This window comes from Desulfosarcina sp., from assembly GCF_055467485.1.
In genome coordinates this window covers 1-20,070 of the sequence record NZ_JBUOIV010000074.1, presented here as the reverse complement: position 1 = coordinate 20,070, position 20,070 = coordinate 1, and the positions used below count along the sequence as shown (strand labels likewise).

The window sequence follows — 20,070 nt, the reverse complement described above, 5'->3', positions numbered from 1 at the left end:
TTACCAGCTCGGCCGCCGTGGTGGCTGTTCTCGAAGCGCTCAATACTGCCGTCCTGAAATTCTGCGACGATACCTTATACCAGAGGCTGGAAAAGTCAGAAGCCCTTTACAACGACTTTGAAGTTTTCTGCCCTGGCAAGTCACTGAATGCTGAAAGGATTGCTAAACTAAAAAGGAAGGGATAAGCAACTCTACCTCAGATAGCGTTGCGATCTCAATTTATTCAATCTTGAGAAAGTATTTAACAATATAGAGAGCAATTTCTTTTTAAAGCTACGCGCAACAAACATTATGTCTATGGACGTTTATGATCATAGTTACAATATAATAAGCCATCCAATAAAATATCTTGTGGTTCCCATTTTCCGATAAAAAGAGAGCGACCGTGTCGGCCCAATATTACTCATGCTTTTTAAGCAAATTGCCATTAATCACTTAAAGAAATGTGGAGGATATAAAAATGAACATCACAGTATTGGGCTCGGGAAATGGAGGCTGTGCCGTTGCCTTTGACTGTGCGGCCCACGGACATCAGGTCAGCTTATTCGACTTTGCTCAATTTCCGGCCAGTATCCAGGCCGTCCAAAAGAACGGCGGTATCCGCTGCGCAGGTGAGATAGAAGGATTTCAGCCAGTGGCTTACGCCGGGCATGAGATTGGAAAAGCCCTGGATGGGGCTGATGTCATCTACGCCGTCGGACCGGCTTACAGCACCCGACCCTTCGCTGAAGCCTGCAAGTCCTACCTCAAACCAGGACAGGTCGTAATCGTCTGTCCGAGTTCCTGCGGAGGGGCCATTGAGTTTAAAAACGGCGCCGACCTGGATCTCCGGGATGAGGCTATTCTCGTCGCCGAGACATCGACCTTGCCGTATGCCGTTCGGCTGATCGAACCCGGCAAGATCAGAATTTTCAACAAGCTCAAAGGCGGGTTGTTCTTGGCCGCAATTCCAGCGAGAAAAACCAAAAATGTGCTGGAACACGTGCGTGATGTCTATCCGGCGATGAGCGCGGCCAAGAACATCCTCCAGACCAGTCTGCAGAACGGCAACCCTGTCATCCATCCCACCATTACCCTCATGAATGTCGGGCTGATCGAACGCACCAAAGGGGATTTCGAATTTTACCACGAAGGCGTCACCCCGGCGGTCGGCCGACTGATCGAAGCGGTGGACAAGGAACGGATCGCCATTGGCAAGCGGTTGGGGGTGGAGGTTATCCCCGATCCGGAACTGGGCGTCATGCAGGGATATATGGTGGAAGCCACTTATGATACCGGATTCGTCTCCTCACCGGGATTTGCCGGAGTCAAAGCCCAGCCCAGCCTGGACTACCGGTATTTCCATGAGGATGTGGGATATGGTCTTGTGTTCCTCCGGAACCTGGCGGAACAGGTCGGAGTAGAGACGCCGGTGATGTCGGCGGTGATCACCTTGGCGTCGGTGGTGATGAAGCGGGATTATCGGGGTGAAGCCAGGCGTACGATGGAAACGCTGGGCCTTTCAAACCGCACGGCGAAGGAATTGGATCAATTGCTGGCATAATCCATTTTGCGATCAAGCCCGATCGATTCGTTCCTCCTTAATAGATGCAAAAATGGGTTTGAACTATTTCTTCGGAGCCTTAAATGCCAACCACGTCATACGTCAACCTTGAAAAACAATTTGGGACCAATAATTACAAACCCTTGGACGTTGTCTTTTGCCGCGGAGAGGGTGTCTGGGTGTGGGATATCGATTGGGCATTGGATAAAATAGCGGAAGTTTTTCATTAATTCAGGAAACTATAATTTTTCGTTGCGGGATAAGCCATCCAGGCACCTCCTCCTCCCGCTGAGGACCGGTGCATAATTCATGTCCATCAAAATCATGATTATCGCCGGTTCTCTTTTTGTTTATCCTAACAAACCTGCACCCAAGACCAATTGAAGATAGCTACTATTAAAGACCGCCCGGATGAAAAAATAACCGACCACAATACCTGGTGGTTGGCTTTTTCCCAAAATATTTTGGCTTTAGAAGTGATATCACAGGTGAAAAGCGGTTGCAGATTTTTCTGATGCCTCCAACTCATCAACGATACGGAGGGATTCTGAAAGGCTGTGATACCATCTTGTCATGAATGTAGCGTCTAGAATCTTTCATACTTTTGAGTGCGGTGGCAATCCGCTTCAGGCTGCGACTTCTTGTTTATCCATCTCCTTAAAGGGTTCCATATTCAGATAAGGACGGGTTCCCCAGCGGGTACCGGAAATGTATCGAAGCTAAGATGATATGCCAGGCAATGGCCGGGGTTCCCATTTTTTCATCAAAAAAGCCTGCCGGCAGCAACATGCTTTCTTGGCCTTCACGACCAAGAGATGGGCATGCCGTCTTCATCTTAACCCTGCTCCGCCGGATCACAACCTTCAGGATTGCACGTCTTTCAGATTTACGAAATCGCATACCGGCGACAACTGTATCCGGGACACGCTTAAAAAGACGGTACCTTCCAGGCGGATCGAATTTTTACAGCGGCATACCTTGCCCCCTAAGCTCTGATTCCTTAGCCATGCGAAAAGCTCCTATCGGCCTGCCAGTCCATACCAATTGTCGAATTTTCCTTGACTCGCATGGGTGCGTCTCTATAGTCTTTGCCGGGACAAGCGGCTTCCTGCCGACAATTTTAAAATCCAACAGGCACCAACGACATGTTTTCAGCCGGATCAGGCCGGCGCATTGGTTTTCTGTTACAATCACAAAAAAAGGAGATGAACAATGACGACAAGTGACGCATTCGAAAAAAAGCCTCTGTGGTTGTTGATCGAGGAGAATATCCTTGCGACCGATTTATCGGATCTCGCCGGGGGAAAGCTGGAATCATCGATCCAGCGGATTGCAGGTGAGCTGGACAACGCCGGTTTCAATGTTTCGCGTCACGGGGGGAATCTGCTCCAGTTGAGATGGGCGATCGATAAGGCCAAAAAGGCCGGGCGGCCCATGTTGAAGGATTTCAATACCGCGATCGCGGCCTTTACGCTGGAGGACGTGGCCGACCCTTACGGTGCAACCAGCAAGCTTCTTGACGACGTCGCCGGGACGTGGCCGGAGCTCAGGAGCCCCGATCGCAGAGCGGATGTGATCAAGATTGTCGAGAAAACCAGGCTCGACCTGCTGATCGCCAAGGCAAAAAGCCTGTCCGGCGACGATGGTATCCGGCTGCTCATCAAAGAACAGGTGGCTTCGCCGGTCATCACCAGCGCATTGGAAATCTCCGATGAGAAATTGAAGCAGGTGAGGGAAGAGATAAAGAAAGAGCTTGCAGAAAGGGAGAGAGTGGCAACCCTGCTCGAGGCGGTCGCGGATAAATCCGACGAAGAAAAGGTCAGACACCTGTTTGAAAAGAACGTCTCCGTAGAATTGATCATGGAGATGGCCAAGGTCGACAAGGGCGTGATCGATGCTGCCAAGCAGGCCATGGAGGCGGAGCTGAAGGAGAAACAAAGACTGGCCGAGGAGGAAGCCGCACGGAAAAAGGCAGCGGCTGAGGGACCGGCGCTGGAAGACATACCCAAGGACGAGTTGGCCGGCTATATTGAATCCATTCGCGAAATCATGGAATTCAGCGAGGAAGAGAAGGAAATCAGAATCATGTGCGAGCAGAGCTCCATCCCGAAGAGCCTGGTGGACATCGCTGTTTCGGAGCCTGCCAAACTGGATGAACTCGAAAAGAATGCGCAGGGATAGGGTTTTTTCGTGAACGGTTTTTGATGTTGCCAAGCCGGGGGTCAGTAAATCGATTCCACAATCGGTTTTTGATCCAATCGACACGCATGCTGAAAATGGCCATGCACAAGCGCTTGTGCATGGCCATTCTGGTTCAGGACGACGGACCCGGTCGATATAGCTTCAGCAGCCGTGCGGCGTTCTGTCCGCACACCATTTCCATGTCCTCCGGGCTCAAACCGGCACCGGTCATCTCTTTCAGGTAGCGCTCGGGCTTGAGCAGGGGATAGTCAGTGCCCATCAGGACCTTGTCCAGCCCCACCAGGTCCCTGGCATAGCGGTAAATTCGGCTGTCGTAGAGAAACGGAGAAGCGGCGGTGTCGTAATAGACGTTTTTCAGGGTTTCCTTAACCGCCTTTTTCAGCAGGTGGTAGAAGAAGAGTCCTCCTCCCCAGTGGGCCAGAACGATGGTGTTGTCCGGAAATCGTGCCATGGTCTCGTAAATCTGGATCATGGTATTGGGCGTCTTGCCCGGGTACAGGTGCCCCACTTCTTCGTTGGTGTGCAGCAGCACCGGCACATCATACTCCCGGCACATGGCCATGATGGGGCCCAGGCTGATCTGGCATTCACCGTCGATGCCGCAGCCGTAGAAAGCCAGTTCCCCCACGCCGCTCAGGCCGGCTTTCAGGCAGCGTTGCACCTCGCCGGCCGCGTCCGGATTCAGGCTGTCCACGCAGCACAGGCCGCGCAGCCGCTGCGGGTATCGGTTAACCGCTTCGATGACATAGTCGTTGTTTCGCCGGCAGGTGTCGGGTGTACGCCAGGGAAATCCAAACACCACCGACATATCCACCTCTTGGTCGTCCATCATGTCGATGATGTCCGATGCGGACACCAGTCTGGATTTTGGGGATTCGTACAGCAGCTTGAATTCGGGTTCGGCATCGAAAAAACGATCCCGATGATCCCGGATTTCAGCGGGGAAGGTGTGTACGTGAAAATCGATGATCATGGGCGACTCCTTGCAAAGCGGTTTTCCATATTGACTATGAGGCTCTTTCTTATACAATACACCCCACGCATGCAACAGCCAAGAGTCGGACGACCCTGCCCGCGCACGGACGGGTGACGCGTCAAGGATGCCATGTTTCTGATCGCCGGTGTTCAACCCAAAACCAGACGGCTGGATGATCAACCGCAACGTTGTCCGGCCTGCGGCCTGGCACAGGCCTTTACCACCCGGGTGGATCACTACCTGAGCCTGTTTTTCATCCCCCTGATCCGGGTGAAACAGGGAGAGCCCTTTTTGTTGTGCGAAGGCTGCCAGGGGACGGCGAATGGCCGCCGGTCGCCGGCCGGAGAGGAACCGCTGTCGGGCGCTTCCACCGTTTGTGTGGCCTGTAAAAGCGTTTTCGACCGTTCATTCAAGTATTGTCCGCATTGTGGACAGCGGGCGTGAGTGTTTAAATGAGGTGCATATGCGGGTTTCCAGAAGAGTGATCAACGGACTGAGCCGTCGTGAATTTCTGATCATGACGAGCATGGCCGCCACTGGACTGGCCATCGGGTGCGCCACCAACCCCGTCACGGGAAAATCCCAGTTCATGATCATGGATGAGAAGCAGGAGATCGCCGTCGATCGTCAGCAGTCTCCTCACCAGTTTTCCGCCGACTACGGCAACACCCAGGACAAGGCCCTGCAAACCTACGTCGAGGCCACCGGCAACCGGTTGACCGCCAACACCCATCGCGGGCAGATGCCCTATAATTTCCACTGTGTCAATGCCAACTATGTGAATGCCTATGCCTTTCCCGGCGGCAGCATCGCCTGCACCCGCGGGATCCTGCTGGAACTGGACAATGAAGCCGAGCTGGCCGCCTTGTTGGGGCACGAACTGGGGCATGTCAATGCACGGCATACCGCCGAGATCATGTCCAAGGCCCAGCTGGCCAACATGGCCGTCGGCGGGCTGACCATCCTGACCAGCGTGGCGGTCGGTTCCGGGGCCGGCAGCCTTGCCGGTCAACTGGGACAGCTGGGGTCCGGCGCATTGCTGGCCACGTACAGCCGTGACAATGAGCGCCAGGCGGACGACCTGGGTATGGTATACATGACCCGATCCGGATACGGCCCCCAGGGCATGGTGGGCCTCATGGAGATGCTCAACAACATGAGCCGGCACAAGGCCGGCATCACCGATCTTCTCTTTGCCACCCACCCCATGTCCTCTGAACGCTACCAGACATCGGTCGATCAGGCCACCAACAATTACCGGCAGTACAGCGGCCAACCGCTGTATCGGGAGCGATACCTGGACAACACCGCAGGGCTGCGAAAAATCAAAGGTGCCATCAAGAAGATGCAGAACGGCGAGGAGGCCATGGGCAAAGAGCAGTTCAGCGAGGCGGAAGGGCTGTTCAAACAGGCCCTGGACGAAGCCCCCAATGACTATACGGGGCTCTTGCTCATGGCCAAGTGCCAGCTGGTTCAGAAAAAGGACAGCGAGGCGGAGCGCTATGCGGACCGTGCCAAGCAGGTCTATCCCGACGAAGCCCAGGCCTACCACATCAGCGGTATTACCAAAATTCGCAACAAGAAGTACGACGCCGCCTACGAGGACTTCAGCATCTACGAACGGCGTCTTCCGGGAAATCCCAATACGGTTTTCTTTAAAGGGCTCTCCCTTGAAGGTGGAGAAAAAATAGAACAGGCCGCCCGAGCCTACAATGACTATCTGAAGCAGGTCCAGCAGGGAAAGCAGGCCCAGTACGCGTATCAACGGCTGAAGGAGTGGGGCTACATCAGATAGCGGCGGATTCGTGAAACGCCCGATATCTGCGTTGCGCTTCATCCCTTGTCGCTGCGGCGTACCCGCCGTACACCTCACTCCTCGGGCTTTGCAGGCATTGATCTCAGGCGTTTCACGAATCCGCCCATAACGGTTTTCGGACCCAAATCTTGTTTTAAGGCTGACTCAAATGGCGGGTTCATCAAACGGTGACGATAGTGGCAATGCGGCCCTCTGTGAACCTGCCGGTCTGGAGCGCCACGTGGTGCTGGTGGAACCGCAAATCCACTGGAACACCGGCAACATCGGCCGCACCTGCCTGGGGGCCGGGGCCAGGCTGCACCTGATACGCCCACTGGGATTTTCCCTTGACAGCCGGCAGGTCAAGCGGGCCGGTTTAGATTACTGGGACCGGGTTTCTCCGGGCATCTGGGACAGTTTCGATGCGTTCCGAACGGCGTTCACCCCCGGGGAAGACGAAATGGCGCTGTTTTCCAAGGGTGGGGCCCGGGTGTTCTGGGAGATGCCGGCTTGCCGGCGGATGTTTCTGGTATTCGGATCCGAAACCGGCGGGCTACCGGAAACGATTCTCTCCCGCTACCCGCGGGCGTGCTACCGGATTCCCACCACCGGTGATATACGATCGCTGAACCTTTCCACCGCAGCGGGCATCGCCCTTTATGAGAGCATTCGAGGTGGAAAGTGAGATTCAGGTATTAGCCGATGGCAAGACTCATTCTGATCGGCCTGCTATCCGGGTTGTTCTTCAGTTCCACCTTCGTTCTGAACCGGATCATGAGCCTGAGCGGCGGGCACTGGGTGTGGAGCGCCAGCCTGCGCTTTGCCCATATGATTATTCTGCTGACGGTCTGGCTGCTGGTGTTTCGTGGAGCGACGGCATTGGCCCGCACCCTGGGCCTGTTTTTCAGCAACCTGGCTTTCTGGGTAGCGGCGGGCAGTATCGGCTTCGGTGCTTTTTATGCCCTGATCTGTTTCAGCGCCGATTATGCGCCCGGTTGGATCGTCGCCACCACCTGGCAGTTTACCATTATTGCCACGCTGGTGGTGCTTTCAGCCTTCGGGCGGCGCTTTCCCCGGCGGATCTGGCTCTTTTCAACCATCGTCTTTGCCGGCGTGTTCCTGGTCAACGTCAGCCAGGCAGGAGCGGTCGATCCGGCGGAGCTGATCAAGGGCGCCCTGCCCGTATTGATCGCCGCCTTCTGCTATCCCATCGGCAACCAGCTGGTGTGGGAAGCCAGGGCCGGCCACGGCCGCCTGCCCGATATAAGCGATCCGATACTGGAGCACCCCTTTGCCAAGGTGCTGCTCATGTCCCTGGGCAGCGTTCCCTTCTGGTGCCTGGTGATCGCCGTGGCCGACCCGCCGCCGCCGGTCGGCGGGCAGATCGTGAACACGGCCCTGGTGGCCCTGTTCTCCGGTGTGATGGCCACGAGCCTGTTCCTCTTTGCCAGGAACGAATCGAAAACCGGCAGCCAACTGGCCGCCGTGGACGCCACCCAGTCCAGCGAGGTAATCTTCGCCCTGGCCGGTGAAGTTCTGATCGTCGGTGCCGCCTTGCCCAATGCCCTGGGAATGGTGGGAATTGTGGTCACCGGTGCGGGGCTGGCGCTATTTATCCGGTTTCAGGAAACGCAACCCTGAGCCACGCTGGCAAGCGCGTTCCCCAACGCTTGCGTTTTTAACAACCGTCCGTGCAGACAACCCAAAAGGAGAAACGCCATGGCAACCCTTCCCGTTTTCAATAAACGCATTCTTGACCGTTCGGCGGTGCTGGTGGTTTGCGCCTTTGCCGCCCTGTTTCTGGCACAGTGCAGCGGCGGTGGCGGTTCGGCCATTTTTGTCATTGAGCCGCTGCCTTACAGCCAGGATGCACTGGCTCCCACCATCAGTGCGGACACCATGGGGTTTCATTACGACAAACACTACGCCGGTTATGTGGAAAAGGCCAATGCGTTGACCAAAGGGATGCGTTTTGACGGCAAGACAGCCGAAGCGGTGATCGCGAAGACCGCCGGGGAGGCGTCCAAAGCGGCTGTCTTTAACAACGCCGCCCAGGCATGGAACCACGCCTTTTTCTTCAAATGCCTGAAACCGGATGGCGGAGGCGCCCCGGAGGGCCTGCTGGCAGAGATGATCGATGCAACCTTCGGCAGTTTCGTCGAGTTCAAGGCACTCTTCACCACCGCCGCCAAGGACCAGTTCGGCAGCGGCTGGGTATGGCTGGTCCTGGACGAGGGAAAGCTGGCGGTGGTCACCAGCGCCAATGCGGACACGCCCCTCGCCCATGGCCTGATCCCGCTGTTCACCGTGGACGTATGGGAGCATGCCTATTACCTGGACTACCAGAACCGGCGGGTGGATTTTGTCCAATCCGTGCTGGACAACCTGGCCAACTGGGATTTTGTGGCGGCTCAGCTCGAGAAGGCCCAGCCACCCAAGGCATGAGTCTACAGAACGGGCACGATCTGAAAAACAGAGCTCGTCCATGCTTCCCGATAAAGGGGCCTTTCATGGGCGTACTGACCCGCAAATTCGGCGCCATGATGAGAAAATTACCGAAATCATGACCATCGATAGCCTGTCGGCACCATCGGGAAAAGAGGTGCTGCCCATTGCCATGGCCGATGGGAGCCGGTTGACGATGACCGTATACCCCGTCAATGGGAAGGTCTGTCCGGTGTGCATCATCCTGCCGGCCATGGGTGTTCCGGCATCCTGGTACGAACCGCTGGCCGGCACCTTGGTTCGGCAGGGGCTTCATGCCGTCGCCGCCGATTTGCGGGGACACGCCGGAAGCACGTTGCGGGCGTCCCGATCCGTGGATTTCGGTTTCCACGAGATGGTCACCTGCGATCTGCCGGGGCTGGTGGCGGCAACGGCCAGGCGGCTTCCCGGATGCCCGGTTTACCTGTTGGGGCACAGCCTCGGCGGCCAGTTGGGCACCCTGTATGCAAGCCTTTACCCCGAATCGGTGCGTGGGCTCATTCTGGTGGCCACCTGCTCGGTCTACTACAGGGGCTGGCCTTTTCCCAAAAGCCTGGGACTGCTCCTCGCCACCCAGCTGGCCCGGGGCATTGCCGATGTGATCGGGCACTTCCCGGGAAGGACGCTGGGGTTCGGGGGCCGGGAGGCGAGAACCGTGATGCGGGACTGGGCGCACAATGCCCGTACGGGCCGTTATGAGCCGGCCAACAGCCCCGTGAACCTGGAGTCGGCGCTGACCAGGATGCAGACCCCCGTAATGGCCATCTCCCTGGAGGGGGACCAATTCGCCCCGCCCCGCGCGGTTCGCTACCTGTGCGACAAGTTGATCAGCGCCCGTGTGCGGCACCTGCACCTGGATGGGCGGGAAATGCCGGACGCGGGAAGACACCACTTCCGCTGGGTCCGGCATGCCGGACCCATTGTCCGCCATATCCGGCGATGGATGGCTGGCACCGACTGAGGAAAGGATACCCGCGATGGACATGAAGACCACGACTGCCGAGTTTCTCGATAAAATCAGAACCAGCGCCCCGTTGGTGCACAATATCACCAACTTCGTGGTGATGAACCCGACGGCCAACATGCTGCTGGCCATCGGGGCGTCACCGGTGATGGCCCACAGCCGCAGGGAGGTGGCGGACATGGCCGCCATGGCAGGCGCCCTGGTTCTCAACATCGGCACCCTGGCGGAAAAATGGATCGAGGCCATGGTACTGGCGGCCAGGGCGGCCAACCAACGGGGCATCCCGGTGATCCTGGATCCGGTCGGCGCTGGGGCCACCGGTTACCGCACCCGCACCGTCAGGCACATCCTAAACGAAGCCAACATTTCGGTGATCCGGGGCAATGCATCCGAGGTGCTTGCCCTGGCCGTCGACGACGTGAAGACCAAAGGCGTGGATTCATCCTTGTCCCTGTCCGACGAGATCGCCGAAGCCGCCGGTGCCATCGCCCGGCAACACGGTTGCATCGTGGCCATTTCCGGGGAGAAAGATCTGGTCACCGACGGCGGCCGGGTGGTTCGGGTGGCCAACGGCGTGCCCCTGATGACACGGGTGACCGGTTTAGGATGCGGGCTGTCGGCGGTTGCCGGCGCTTTTTGTGCCGTGGCCCGGGATGACCTGCTGGCCGCTACCGCCGCCGCCTTCGGGTTCTACGGGTTGTGCGGGGAGTTGGCCATGGCTGTCAGCGAGCGGCCGGGCAGCTTTTACGTGGCCTTCCTGGACAGCCTTTATTCGGCCGGCAGGGCTGAAATCCACCAGCATTTGATGATCACTTAACCCATCGCCAACCGGCATGGCGATACGTCCAGGAGACATGATCTATGAAGCCGTGCAGAGAATGCCAACACCAGGTGAGCGAGCAGGCCGTCGCCTGTCCGGGCTGCGGGGCGCCGTATCCGGCCCGTGCCCGCTGGGACGGATACGGCTTCGAGTACAAGAGCCGATCCACTTTTCTCGGGCTTCCCCTGCTGCACATTTCTTTCAAATACCGGCCAAACCGCATGCCGGTGGTGGCCAAAGGGGTGATTGCCGTGGGCCAGTTCGGTGCCGGTATCATCAATATCTCCCAATTCGGCATCGGCGTGATCAGCCTGGGCCAGTTCACCATCGCCGGCTTTGCCCTGGCCCAGTTCGCCCTGGCCTATTCGTGCATCGCCCAGTTTGCGGTATACGTGGATCAGGGCGTCGGGCAGATCCTGGTGAAGTGGACCGATCTGCTGGGACGGTTGTAGACACGGATGGAAAGGAAACGCTAGACATGAACCCCGATTTTCGAAAACGGCTGCTAAAGGGAGATCTTCTCACGGGGACGGTTGTCACCCTGCCCTGCCCGGCGATTGCCGAACTGCTTTCCCGAGCCGGATTCGACTGGCTCTTCATCGATGGTGAACATGGCTGCCTTTCCGTGGGCGACATTCAATTGCTGCTGCAGGCGGCCCAGCCCCGGTGCCCTTGCGTGGTTCGTGTGGCGGCGAACCAGGACGTGGCCATCAAACAGGCCCTGGACGCGGGTGCGGACGGCATTATCGCGCCGCTGGTAAACGATGCCGACACGGCGGCCCGGGTGGTGGCGTGGGCCAAATATCCGCCATTGGGCAAAAGAAGCGTGGGGATCGCCCGGGCCCAGGGATATGGCGCGTCCTTCGCCGACTATGTGGTCCGGGCAAACGCGGACACGGCGGTGATCGTCCAGGTGGAGCATGTCGACGCGGTTGCCAATATCGCAGCGATCCTCGATGTATCCGGCATCGACGGGGTGTTCATCGGCCCTTACGACCTTTCCGCGAGCATGGGAAAGCCGGGAAATATCCATGATGCCGATGTCCGGCATCTCATCGAAACGGTCCGGCGGGCCTGCCTGGAACGCCGCATGGCGTTGGGGATTTTCGGTGTGGATGCTGCCGCCGTGGCGCCCTTTATCGAGCAGGGTTATACGCTGAACGCCGTGGGGATGGACACCCTGATGCTGGACCAATCGGCCCGTCGGCTGTTGTCCGGGTTAAAAACGGGGGATCACCGATAGAACATACCCCGCACCCTGTCCTTTCCGCCAAAAGGGCGGTGGCGCTGCATCCCTTATTTCCCTGATGGTTTACCATTGGGCTTCCTGCCGGACTATCGACATTCGGCAGCCTGCATGGCCACACCCAATTCAAAGGCCAGCCGCTGGTAATCGCCTGCAAAGCGGTCCCAGTCCGACACCGCTCCTCCCTTGGCGTTTTCCATGTTGGCCAGCACACGGTTGACGGTGCGCTTGAGCCGGAGGCACACGGGCACACGGGTGGCGGCATTGATATTGGGCAGCATGCGCTCGATTTCCATCAGACGGGCGCGGGCCAGGTAATAGACCGCCGGAAGACTTTCCGGGGCCAGCTGATACAGCGCTTTGGCCGCGTCCGACAACCGGCCTACAGTCTGTTCGGCGGGCTTGCCGGATTGATAGCCGTGCAGGCTTTCCAGGGATCCGCAAAGGTTCTCCCGGTATATCAGCTCAACGCCGGCTGTGTTCCAGGAGGGTTTTAAGTCAAGCCCTGTTTCCAGTTCATCGGCGGCACAGGCGAAATTGACGGCGGGTTCCCTGCTCATTCTGGCCAGCCGAAGGCAGGCGTCGCCCTTGGCCAGATGGAGCCGGCTGCACCCGTCGGACGGCTCCCGGCACGCGACTGTCTGTGCGGCGATCCATGCATGGTCGCCACGCGCCGCGTGCCGCTGGAATTGGCTCAGCTGCAGACGGGTGCAGCCGCACAATGCAAGAATGAGCGCCAGGCAGGCGGCCAGTGCCGGCTGCCGCCGCTTCGAGGCGGGTCGATGATCCCGTATATGGGTTTGCGGCGTCATGCGTCCTTGGCCTCCTTACTCTTTTTTATTAACAAGCCCTTCAGGGGACGGAGGGTCGATGACGCAGGCGACACCGATCGATTGGCGTCATGGCCACGGCTGGCTTTTGTCGGCTGGGTTTTACAGGCTGGAGGACCGGGCGTATCGGAATGCAGAACGCGTCGAACAGGCGCTGCGCGTCTGTTTAAAAACGACGGCACCTGCCAGGATGAATGCCAATTCCGCTAAAGTCGTGGCTTTCTCCGCCGCTCCCGGTGAATGGAAAACAATTTTTCGCTGATCGCGTCGAAAATGAATTCACTCGGGGCGATGCCTCTGGATTTGCAAAAGTCTTCGACGCGGTCGTACAATGCCTTGGGAATATCCGTGCAGATGCAGTCGTCGCCTGTCGCTTCTGGTTTTTCAGTCATCACATTGCCCTTTCAGGGGCTTTTCGATTCTGCGGATTCATTTCATGTTTCGTGTGTTTGACAATATATAGCTCCGTTTGCAATATCGTCAAGTTCTAAGATCGCCGGAAAGCGTTTGCCGTCGAGACGCGTTTGCGCTTCGCGTGGGAATATGGTCACCGTCCCGTTATGGTGCAGGCGTCAAACACGGCAGCCGGGGATGACCGCCAGCCGTGCCAGGGTTACATGTTTTCGGCAATGGTCACCGTCCGGTCGCCGAGCATGTTCACGTAGCTGCCCATCTCATTGTCGTACCAGCCGTAGATAACCGCCTGGGTGACCGGTGCGCGAACCACCGTTTCCGTGAGGCTGTCCAGCACGGAGGGTGAAAAGCCGGGGATGCTGGCCAGGTCCAAACTTAGGTCTGCCGTGCGGGTGTGGGTTTCATCGCCCTCGATCACCGCCGCTGCCTGGGGCGAGCCCAGAATATCCCCGGAGACATTCTGCGTTTCCGTGTATTTCAGATAACCGTTGGGGTCCAGCTGCGCGGCCTGTTCGTAGACCCTGTTGAGCACCCCGCGGCGAACCGGTTCTTCGGACGGGCTCTCCTGAATACTGAGCACCAGGATGATCAGAGACCCCGAACTGACGGGCACCCGCACCGATTCAGCGATGAACCCGATGTGCTCCATTTCGGGTATTACCAGCCTCAGGGCCTTGGCCGCGCCGGTGGAGGTGAGGATGATGTTGTTGATAATCGACCGGTTTTTTCTCAGATCGGTCTTGCCGGCCTTGGGCAGGCGGTCCAGAACCTGCTGGGAGCCGGTGGCGGCATGGATCGTGGCCATGGAGGCCGACAGGATCCGCTTGGCCCCGAAGGCGTTGATCAGCGGTTTCATCATATGGGCCAGACAGGTGGTGGTGCACGAGGCGTTGGAAATGATCCGGTGGCGCCGGGGGTCGTAGTCGTTGGCGTTGATTCCCATCACCGTCGTGACCGCATCGCCGGGCATGGCGACGCCTTCTTCCTTGATTTTGAAGGGTGCCGAAACCACCACCTTCTCGGCGCCGGCTTCCAGGTGCCCCCTGACCGACCCCTGGGGGTGGTCGGCCGGCAGGGTCGGGTCCAGGAACTGGCCGGTGGTGTCCACCACCAGACGCACACCATGGGCCTTCCAGTCAATGGCCTGGGGGGTTCGTGCGGTTCTCAGCAGCCGCAGGGTAATGCCGTCCACGACCATCGTCCCGGCGCTGTCGTCGACATCGGTGATCACCGGTTTGGCCTGGTGCCCATGCAGGAAGGTATGCAGGGCACCATAGGTGGAGTCCCGTTCCAGGTAGTGGGCGATGTCCGCCAAGCCCGTGCCGGCCTGCCGGCCGATATTGACCACGATTTCGTTGAAGTATCGCCGCCCCACATGATGCCACACGGTCAGCTTGCCGATGCGGCCGAGGCCGTTGATACCGATTTTCATCTGTCCCTCGTTCATGGCATTTTCTCCTGATCAGGCCTCCCTGATCTTCATGCTTCCTTGATAAACCGATCCCTCCCGACCGTCAATGCTTATATGGTCGCCCGAACGGATGACCACCTGGTTGAATTCGGCGGTTTTTTTCTTTTCGTTGCACACCAGGGTACCGCAACCCACCACACAGGTCTTGCCCAGCCGGTGAGCCACCACCGATGCATGGCTGGTCAACCCGCCCCTGGCGGTGAGTACGCCGTCACTGGCATAAATCTCCTTGATGTCGTCGGGAACCGTATCTCCGCGAATCAGGATCAGGGCCGTGTCCGGTTCGGCCTCCCGCCAGCGGTCGATTTCCGCCAGGGTAAAGACGGCCCGGCCGCTCATGGCCCCGCCGGCAACGCCGATGCCGTGACCCAGGTAGCGGTCCATCGGGTTTGCCTCCACGTCGAAGGCGAGCACGGTTTTGCGCTCCCGGATGGCCATGTCCCGGGTCTGGAGCAGGTAGATGTCGTCGGCTGAAGCGCCTTCGAAGGTGAATTCCATCTCCTGGGGGCTCCAGCCTTTTTTATAGATGAGTTGGGCCGCCCATTTGCGGATGGCCGCATAAATGGCCGGGTAGTGGGTTTCCAGGGTGATGTCCGTGTCCCGCATCTCGATTTCCTGCTGCTTGACCGAGATGGGAAGGGTCCTCACCAGGCCGGCCACCACGTCCTCGCCCTGGTTTTCAAGGGTGAAATCGCCCCACGGACTCAAGGTGTCCCCGGACCAGCGGGGGTTGTGGGTGAAAAAAACGCCCGAGCCCGCCTGGGGTGAGATGTTGCCGAAGACCATCTCTTGCACCGTGACGGCGGTACCCCAATCGTCTGAGATTCCCATGATTTTGCGGTAGGTCTGTGCGCGGGGGGATTCCCAGGAAGCGAACACCGCGTTGATGGTCATGAAGAGCTGGTCCAGGGGGTCCTCGAGGACCTCGATGCCCTCGTCCTGGATCCGGGATTTGTAGGCCAGGGCCACCACTTTCATCTGCTCGCCGGTGAAGCCTTTTTTCAGCGGGATGCCCAGGCGGGACTTGAATTCGGCAATGATGGCGTCAAAATCGTCGCGCGCCAGCCCGAAGGCCATGCCGTAGCATTGCAGGAACCGGCGGTAGTTGTCCCAGGCGAACCAGGGGTTGGCCATCTTATGGGCCAGGCCCTCGGCAATCTCCTCGTTGATCCCTACGTCCAGGAACGTTTCCATCATACCGGGTTGAGAAATGGACGCGCCGCTGCGCACCGAAAAGAGCAGGGGGTTGGCCGGGTTGCCGAACCGTTTCCCGCTGATTTTTTGGATCTGGGTGATGTGCTGACGAACCTGCTGGTGGAAATTCTTTTTCACCGGAGCGAAACCATCGATCAGTTCCCGGCAGCGAAAAGCCTCGGTGGTGACGATGAACCCGGGGGGCACCGGCAGTCCCAGGTTTTTCAGTTTGAGCAGGTTAAGCCCCTTGTTGCCCATGTAGATGATGCCGACGGCGCTGTTGTTGACCTCCTCCAGGCCGGTGATGATCCGCTGGGGGTCATAGTTGAGCAGCAAATGGAGTTTGTTCTTGGGAAGCATGTTGGACTGGTGGAACAGGGTGTTGAGAATCCGGGTCAAAAACAGATCCAATTGCTGCAGGCCCAAGGAGGTGGCGATACGGTCACGGAAAAAAATCTCGGAGACCCGGTGTTTGAGCTTGTCCGCATCCACGGCGTTCTCCCGGGGAAGGTACTTTTCCAGGATGCGGTCAGTGGGCATATGGGAAAGAATTCGTGTCAGGTTCTGCCCGTGAATGTTGTTGAAGTAGTCGTTGATGATATTTTTGACGGCTACGGCGAATCCCTTGAAAATATCCAGGTACTGGGTAAAGGTGAATCCCCTCACCTCCAGAGCGTGGGCCAGCAGGTCCAGCTGGCGTTCGAGTTCCACCGAGTAGATGCCGTCCAGGCGAAGGGCCTTGTCGAACAGGGTAAGCCGCTCGTAGATGTCGTGAAACGTCGCCCGGGTGATCAGGCCGAGATTGATCTGGTCGACCAGCTCTTCAAACAGCACGTTGACCAGTGACTCGACCCGAAAGGTGAGACCCAGCGCATCGAACTTGCGCTCGTGGTAGCTGCCGTACATGGAGGGGATGTCGATGGTGATGTGACGTTTTTTGTAGATGTCGGCCCGGATTTCATAAGTTTCCTCGGAGAGGATAACCGCCTTGAGACGCTCCAGATAGTCCATCAGCATGAACAGCCGTCGCTTCAGGTCGGGCTCGCCCAGGGCCGCACGCAGCATGTTCAGGTCCGGGAAAGACTCCCTGTCCAACTGCTCCATGTGGTGGCGCAGGGATTTAAAGTCCAGCTGGTATTTATGGTAGAGCAGCTTGTAAAATGCGGCGATGAGAGCCACCCGCTCGGCGTCGACAGCACTGGCGCCGGGGGCTTCCGCCAGCAAGGTCCGGATACGCTCGTTTTCCTCCACGAGCAGTTCTTCGGGAAGCGCCAGGCCCTGGTCGCCCAGGTGCGTGAACAAGGCGTTGACCCCGTCGACGTATTCGCCACGGGCATCGATCTGCGCAAAGATGTTGGGGGGGACGAAGGGTTGAAGCGGGGACTTGTCGCGCGTCTTCCAGAAGTGCAGAACGGCTTCCATGAAGCGGATGATGCGGTTGGAACTCTCCACATGGCTTTGCTTTCGCAAAAAATGGATCAGGATGTCCCGCCGGTGGGTGACTTCATCCAAGCGTGTGGAAATGTCCCGCAGGGCGCCCTCTGCGCCGATATCGTTGAAAAAGGCCGGAAAGAGGCGGGTCAGCTGCTTGGCAAGATTATAGACCGGCCCGATTTCACTGTTGAGAAAACGGGTGATGTCCCTGGGGAACAGGTCCGTGTCTTTGATGAATATCCCGGACAGCGAGAGTTTGATGATCAGGCTGGAGAGCAGGCGTGAGGACCATTTGGGTTTGCATTCGATCAGCTCCAGCCATGTCCGGATGTTCTGCAAATGAGCCGAATTGACCTGGATCTGCCAGTCGTTGCCCACCCCGCCCAGCATGGGGGTTTGAAAGCCCAGATCGACCACCCGGTCGATGAAAAAGTTCACCAGGTCGATCTCGTCGGTCTTGTAAACCCCCTGCCCCATGTTGAGCACACAGGTAAGGGAGGTGGCCGGAAACTGCTCCGTCCGGGTTTTCAGGATATACAGGGTTTTTTCGATCAGATCGCCGATATGCCGGGAGCTCTCATTTTCGATCAGCCAGCCCACCGTGCGGTTGATGTCACGCAATGCCTCTTCGTGGATCAGGTTCAGGCCGGAAATGCTCATGATATGAAAAAGAAAAATAACCTTCCACTGCCTGCCCTGCCCGCCGTCGTCACCAACCTGAAGCAGCATCTGGGGCATCTTGCGGTATCGCTCGACGATGGCGCTGAAATCCGTCAAGGTGAGGAGTTGGTCGAATACAGACAAGGCATCGCTCTCCGGCAGGCTCTCGATCCGGTTCAGGTGGTCCCTCAAGGCGTGCAGCACGTCATGGGAAATTTCCGAAAAACAGGCGCGCACAGGCTCCGGATCGCGGATCTGGCCTGCAGCCGCCTGAAAACAGTCCCACGGGTCCTTGACCTCGCACCAGAAATCGTAGGTGAACTTGAAGGTGCGGATCAACAGGCGATTGAGCACCGCATGATCGGTGATCGAGCCGTTGCCTCGATCACCAAGCAGCCGAATAATGCGCTTGATCGGGTAAAAACTTTTAACAAATAGAAAAAACCGGTCGTCGGGGCAGTCGTGGATCCAGTTGAAGGCCGAGTTGAGTACCGGCAGAAAATCGGGAAGCCGGTCATTCGAGTCGCCGATAATCTGCTGCAGGTAGAGCAGCAGGTTGTCCACCGCATCCGTGCGAACGTCATCGTCCACGTTGGCCTCGATGACCTCGCTGAATATCCCGACCATGGCCCCCGCCGCTTCCACCCCCCGGGGATGGGACTGAAACAGGTGGAAATAATCCAGTGCATACCCCCGGGCCTCACCCACGATAAACTGCCAGTTGCGGTAGGGATGGCTCAACTCCCGGAGGAAGGTATTCACCCCTTCCATCAACCCGAAGTAGCGGGACATGACCGCCTGAATGCATTCGTAGCGGGGGTCGATGGTAACATCCACATGGGTGCTGGCCAGGTTGGCTTCAAGGGCTTTGGACTTGATCATTGTCATAAAAATAAAGATCCTTCACGGTTCCGGTTGCCTGTCTGAAACTTAACTACCAAAGCGGTGCGGGTATTTCAAGCCGGGCCTTGTCCGGTTTTCGATTTCCGTTTTGAGAAATTTGTGATATTTAGCAAATACCTTCTGGAATCATAGGGTTGACCCGCCTCTGGGGTTTCGGCGGAGCGTCAGATGACTTCACGCACCGGCATGAACGCACCAAGGGCGCCAATTAGCCTTTTCACGCGATACAGGTCAGGGCCATGGATGAAAAAGAAATACATCTGGATGATGCCGCGCAGCAGCTTTTTTCCCAACTCGAGGGACTCGAAGAACACAAAAAGGGACGATCGGCTTCGGAGTTGATGGCTGAGAGCCTGGCCGAGGAGCAGAAGCAGCAGGACGTATGGCGGATTTTACTCTGCGAAATCGTGCATCACATCGCCTGCTATTTTCAACGCATGGATCTGGATGCCCGGCAGGCCGAAGAGCGCCAGACCTTCGATCAACTGACGGAGACCCTGGCCAAGCTGTCGCAACTGCCCCAGCAGGCCGGCCGGATCCTGGTGCGCTATCGCGGCCTGACTGCGGATTCGGATATCCCCGAGCGGTTGGACTATGAAATCCTTTTCGGAAACATGGTGGTCGACCTGGATTTCGTTCCAACGATGATCAAGCGCCACGGGTCCCTGCTCTCTCACCTGATGGGCCAATTGCTGGATGCTTTCGCCATTTTCTCCGACCGTGGCATCAATAACCTGCACCTGAGGCTGCCCAAAGGAGATCCCGAATCTCTGGATCGGTTGCGTCGCAGCCTTCATATTCTATGCCGGCTCTACCGGGCGCACGAGAACCAGCGTGACATTGTCCTGGGACCCGGCAAGGAGAACCTGGTGCCCATGGTGACCGACGAGAAGGGCGCCCTGAGTACCAATCTGACACTGGTGGCCGGCGTCAACCGATTGGGCGCAAAAACCATGCGCAACCTCGTTGCCAAGGTAGATGCATGGATGCAGAAAAAAGAGGCCTCCAACGAAGGCTGTCAGTTCACCAGCATATACAATGCCATATTCGGCCTGCCCAAGCTCAGCGCTCAACTGATACCTCCGCCCCTTGAAATCAACAATCTGGACTGGCTCATGCGGGGGGAAAGCGAAA

The 20,070-nt window shown here is 57.8% G+C and carries 19 protein-coding genes; 14 read left to right on the top strand and 5 right to left on the bottom strand.

All coding sequences use genetic code 11. The annotated features are described in order from the left end of the window. A partial coding sequence (locus ACZCED_RS22285; RefSeq protein ID WP_464861758.1) for a hypothetical protein occupies nt 1-185 on the top strand: 185 nt, incomplete at its 5' end. 275 nt (nt 186-460) lie between these two features. Further along, entirely contained in the window at nt 461-1,543 is a 1,083-nt protein-coding gene (locus ACZCED_RS22280; RefSeq protein WP_462969413.1) for an NAD/NADP octopine/nopaline dehydrogenase family protein, read from the top strand. Nucleotides 1,544-2,200: 657 nt separating this feature from the next. Here the strand turns inward: ACZCED_RS22280 and ACZCED_RS22275 are convergent. Next, nucleotides 2,201-2,377: a hypothetical protein gene (locus ACZCED_RS22275; RefSeq protein WP_464861757.1), complete on the bottom strand. Its 177-nt coding sequence runs from the start codon at nt 2,375-2,377 to the stop codon at nt 2,201-2,203. Between the two features lie 378 nt (nt 2,378-2,755). Here ACZCED_RS22275 and ACZCED_RS22270 point away from each other — a divergent pair, with 378 nt between their 5' ends. Beyond that, nucleotides 2,756-3,724, top strand: coding sequence for a hypothetical protein (locus tag ACZCED_RS22270; RefSeq protein ID WP_462969412.1), 969 nt, complete (start codon nt 2,756-2,758; stop codon nt 3,722-3,724). Nucleotides 3,725-3,857: 133 nt separating this feature from the next. Here ACZCED_RS22270 and ACZCED_RS22265 read toward each other — a convergent pair whose 3' ends face one another. Beyond that, complete coding sequence (locus ACZCED_RS22265; protein WP_464861756.1) at nt 3,858-4,718, bottom strand: amidohydrolase family protein; 861 nt, start codon at nt 4,716-4,718, stop codon at nt 3,858-3,860. A gap of 132 nt (nt 4,719-4,850) precedes the next feature. On the opposite strand from ACZCED_RS22265, the gene ACZCED_RS22260 reads away from it, so the two are divergent. The 9 genes from ACZCED_RS22260 to ACZCED_RS22220 all read left to right on the top strand — a co-directional run bounded on the left by ACZCED_RS22260 (nt 4,851) and on the right by ACZCED_RS22220 (nt 12,027). Continuing rightward, the gene (locus ACZCED_RS22260; RefSeq protein WP_462969410.1) at nt 4,851-5,165 is read left to right on the top strand and encodes a zinc ribbon domain-containing protein; all 315 of its coding nucleotides are present in this window, start codon (nt 4,851-4,853) and stop codon (nt 5,163-5,165) included. A 19-nt stretch (nt 5,166-5,184) separates the two neighbouring features. Continuing rightward, nucleotides 5,185-6,516 (top strand): M48 family metalloprotease, encoded by a 1,332-nt coding sequence (locus tag ACZCED_RS22255; RefSeq protein WP_462969409.1) that lies wholly within the window; start codon nt 5,185-5,187, stop codon nt 6,514-6,516. A gap of 169 nt (nt 6,517-6,685) precedes the next feature. Next, the gene (locus tag ACZCED_RS22250; protein WP_462969408.1) at nt 6,686-7,201 is read left to right on the top strand and encodes a tRNA (cytidine(34)-2'-O)-methyltransferase; all 516 of its coding nucleotides are present in this window, start codon (nt 6,686-6,688) and stop codon (nt 7,199-7,201) included. A gap of 17 nt (nt 7,202-7,218) precedes the next feature. After that, nucleotides 7,219-8,157 (top strand): DMT family transporter, encoded by a 939-nt coding sequence (locus ACZCED_RS22245; RefSeq protein ID WP_462969407.1) that lies wholly within the window; start codon nt 7,219-7,221, stop codon nt 8,155-8,157. Nucleotides 8,158-8,235: 78 nt separating this feature from the next. Then, nucleotides 8,236-8,961, top strand: a complete 726-nt coding sequence (locus tag ACZCED_RS22240) for a superoxide dismutase (RefSeq protein ID WP_462969406.1) — start codon at nt 8,236-8,238, stop codon at nt 8,959-8,961. Nucleotides 8,962-9,079: 118 nt separating this feature from the next. Continuing rightward, nucleotides 9,080-9,961 carry an alpha/beta hydrolase family protein gene (locus tag ACZCED_RS22235; protein WP_464861755.1) on the top strand — a complete coding sequence of 294 codons (882 nt, stop codon included), beginning with the start codon at nt 9,080-9,082 and terminating at the stop codon, nt 9,959-9,961. 16 nt (nt 9,962-9,977) lie between these two features. Continuing rightward, complete coding sequence (thiM, locus tag ACZCED_RS22230; protein ID WP_462969404.1) at nt 9,978-10,781, top strand: hydroxyethylthiazole kinase; 804 nt, start codon at nt 9,978-9,980, stop codon at nt 10,779-10,781. A gap of 44 nt (nt 10,782-10,825) precedes the next feature. After that, nucleotides 10,826-11,236, top strand: a complete 411-nt coding sequence (locus ACZCED_RS22225) for a hypothetical protein (RefSeq protein ID WP_462969403.1) — start codon at nt 10,826-10,828, stop codon at nt 11,234-11,236. A 26-nt stretch (nt 11,237-11,262) separates the two neighbouring features. Beyond that, the gene (locus ACZCED_RS22220; RefSeq protein WP_464861754.1) at nt 11,263-12,027 is read left to right on the top strand and encodes an HpcH/HpaI aldolase family protein; all 765 of its coding nucleotides are present in this window, start codon (nt 11,263-11,265) and stop codon (nt 12,025-12,027) included. A 92-nt stretch (nt 12,028-12,119) separates the two neighbouring features. On the opposite strand, the gene ACZCED_RS22215 is transcribed toward ACZCED_RS22220, so the two are convergent. Continuing rightward, nucleotides 12,120-12,842 carry a hypothetical protein gene (locus ACZCED_RS22215; RefSeq protein ID WP_464861753.1) on the bottom strand — a complete coding sequence of 241 codons (723 nt, stop codon included), beginning with the start codon at nt 12,840-12,842 and terminating at the stop codon, nt 12,120-12,122. A gap of 58 nt (nt 12,843-12,900) precedes the next feature. Here ACZCED_RS22215 and ACZCED_RS22210 point away from each other — a divergent pair, with 58 nt between their 5' ends. Next, nucleotides 12,901-13,122, top strand: coding sequence for a hypothetical protein (locus tag ACZCED_RS22210; RefSeq protein ID WP_464861752.1), 222 nt, complete (start codon nt 12,901-12,903; stop codon nt 13,120-13,122). A gap of 351 nt (nt 13,123-13,473) precedes the next feature. Here the strand turns inward: ACZCED_RS22210 and ACZCED_RS22205 are convergent, their stop codons facing one another. Then, nucleotides 13,474-14,721: a type I glyceraldehyde-3-phosphate dehydrogenase gene (locus tag ACZCED_RS22205; protein WP_462969399.1), complete on the bottom strand. Its 1,248-nt coding sequence runs from the start codon at nt 14,719-14,721 to the stop codon at nt 13,474-13,476. A gap of 15 nt (nt 14,722-14,736) precedes the next feature. Next, the gene (locus ACZCED_RS22200; RefSeq protein ID WP_464861751.1) at nt 14,737-18,921 is read right to left on the bottom strand and encodes a PEP/pyruvate-binding domain-containing protein; all 4,185 of its coding nucleotides are present in this window, start codon (nt 18,919-18,921) and stop codon (nt 14,737-14,739) included. Between the two features lie 254 nt (nt 18,922-19,175). Between ACZCED_RS22200 and ACZCED_RS22195 the strand changes: the two genes are divergently transcribed. Next, nucleotides 19,176-20,070, top strand: an 895-nt coding sequence (locus ACZCED_RS22195; RefSeq protein ID WP_464861750.1) for a hypothetical protein, incomplete at its 3' end; no start/stop codon positions are given.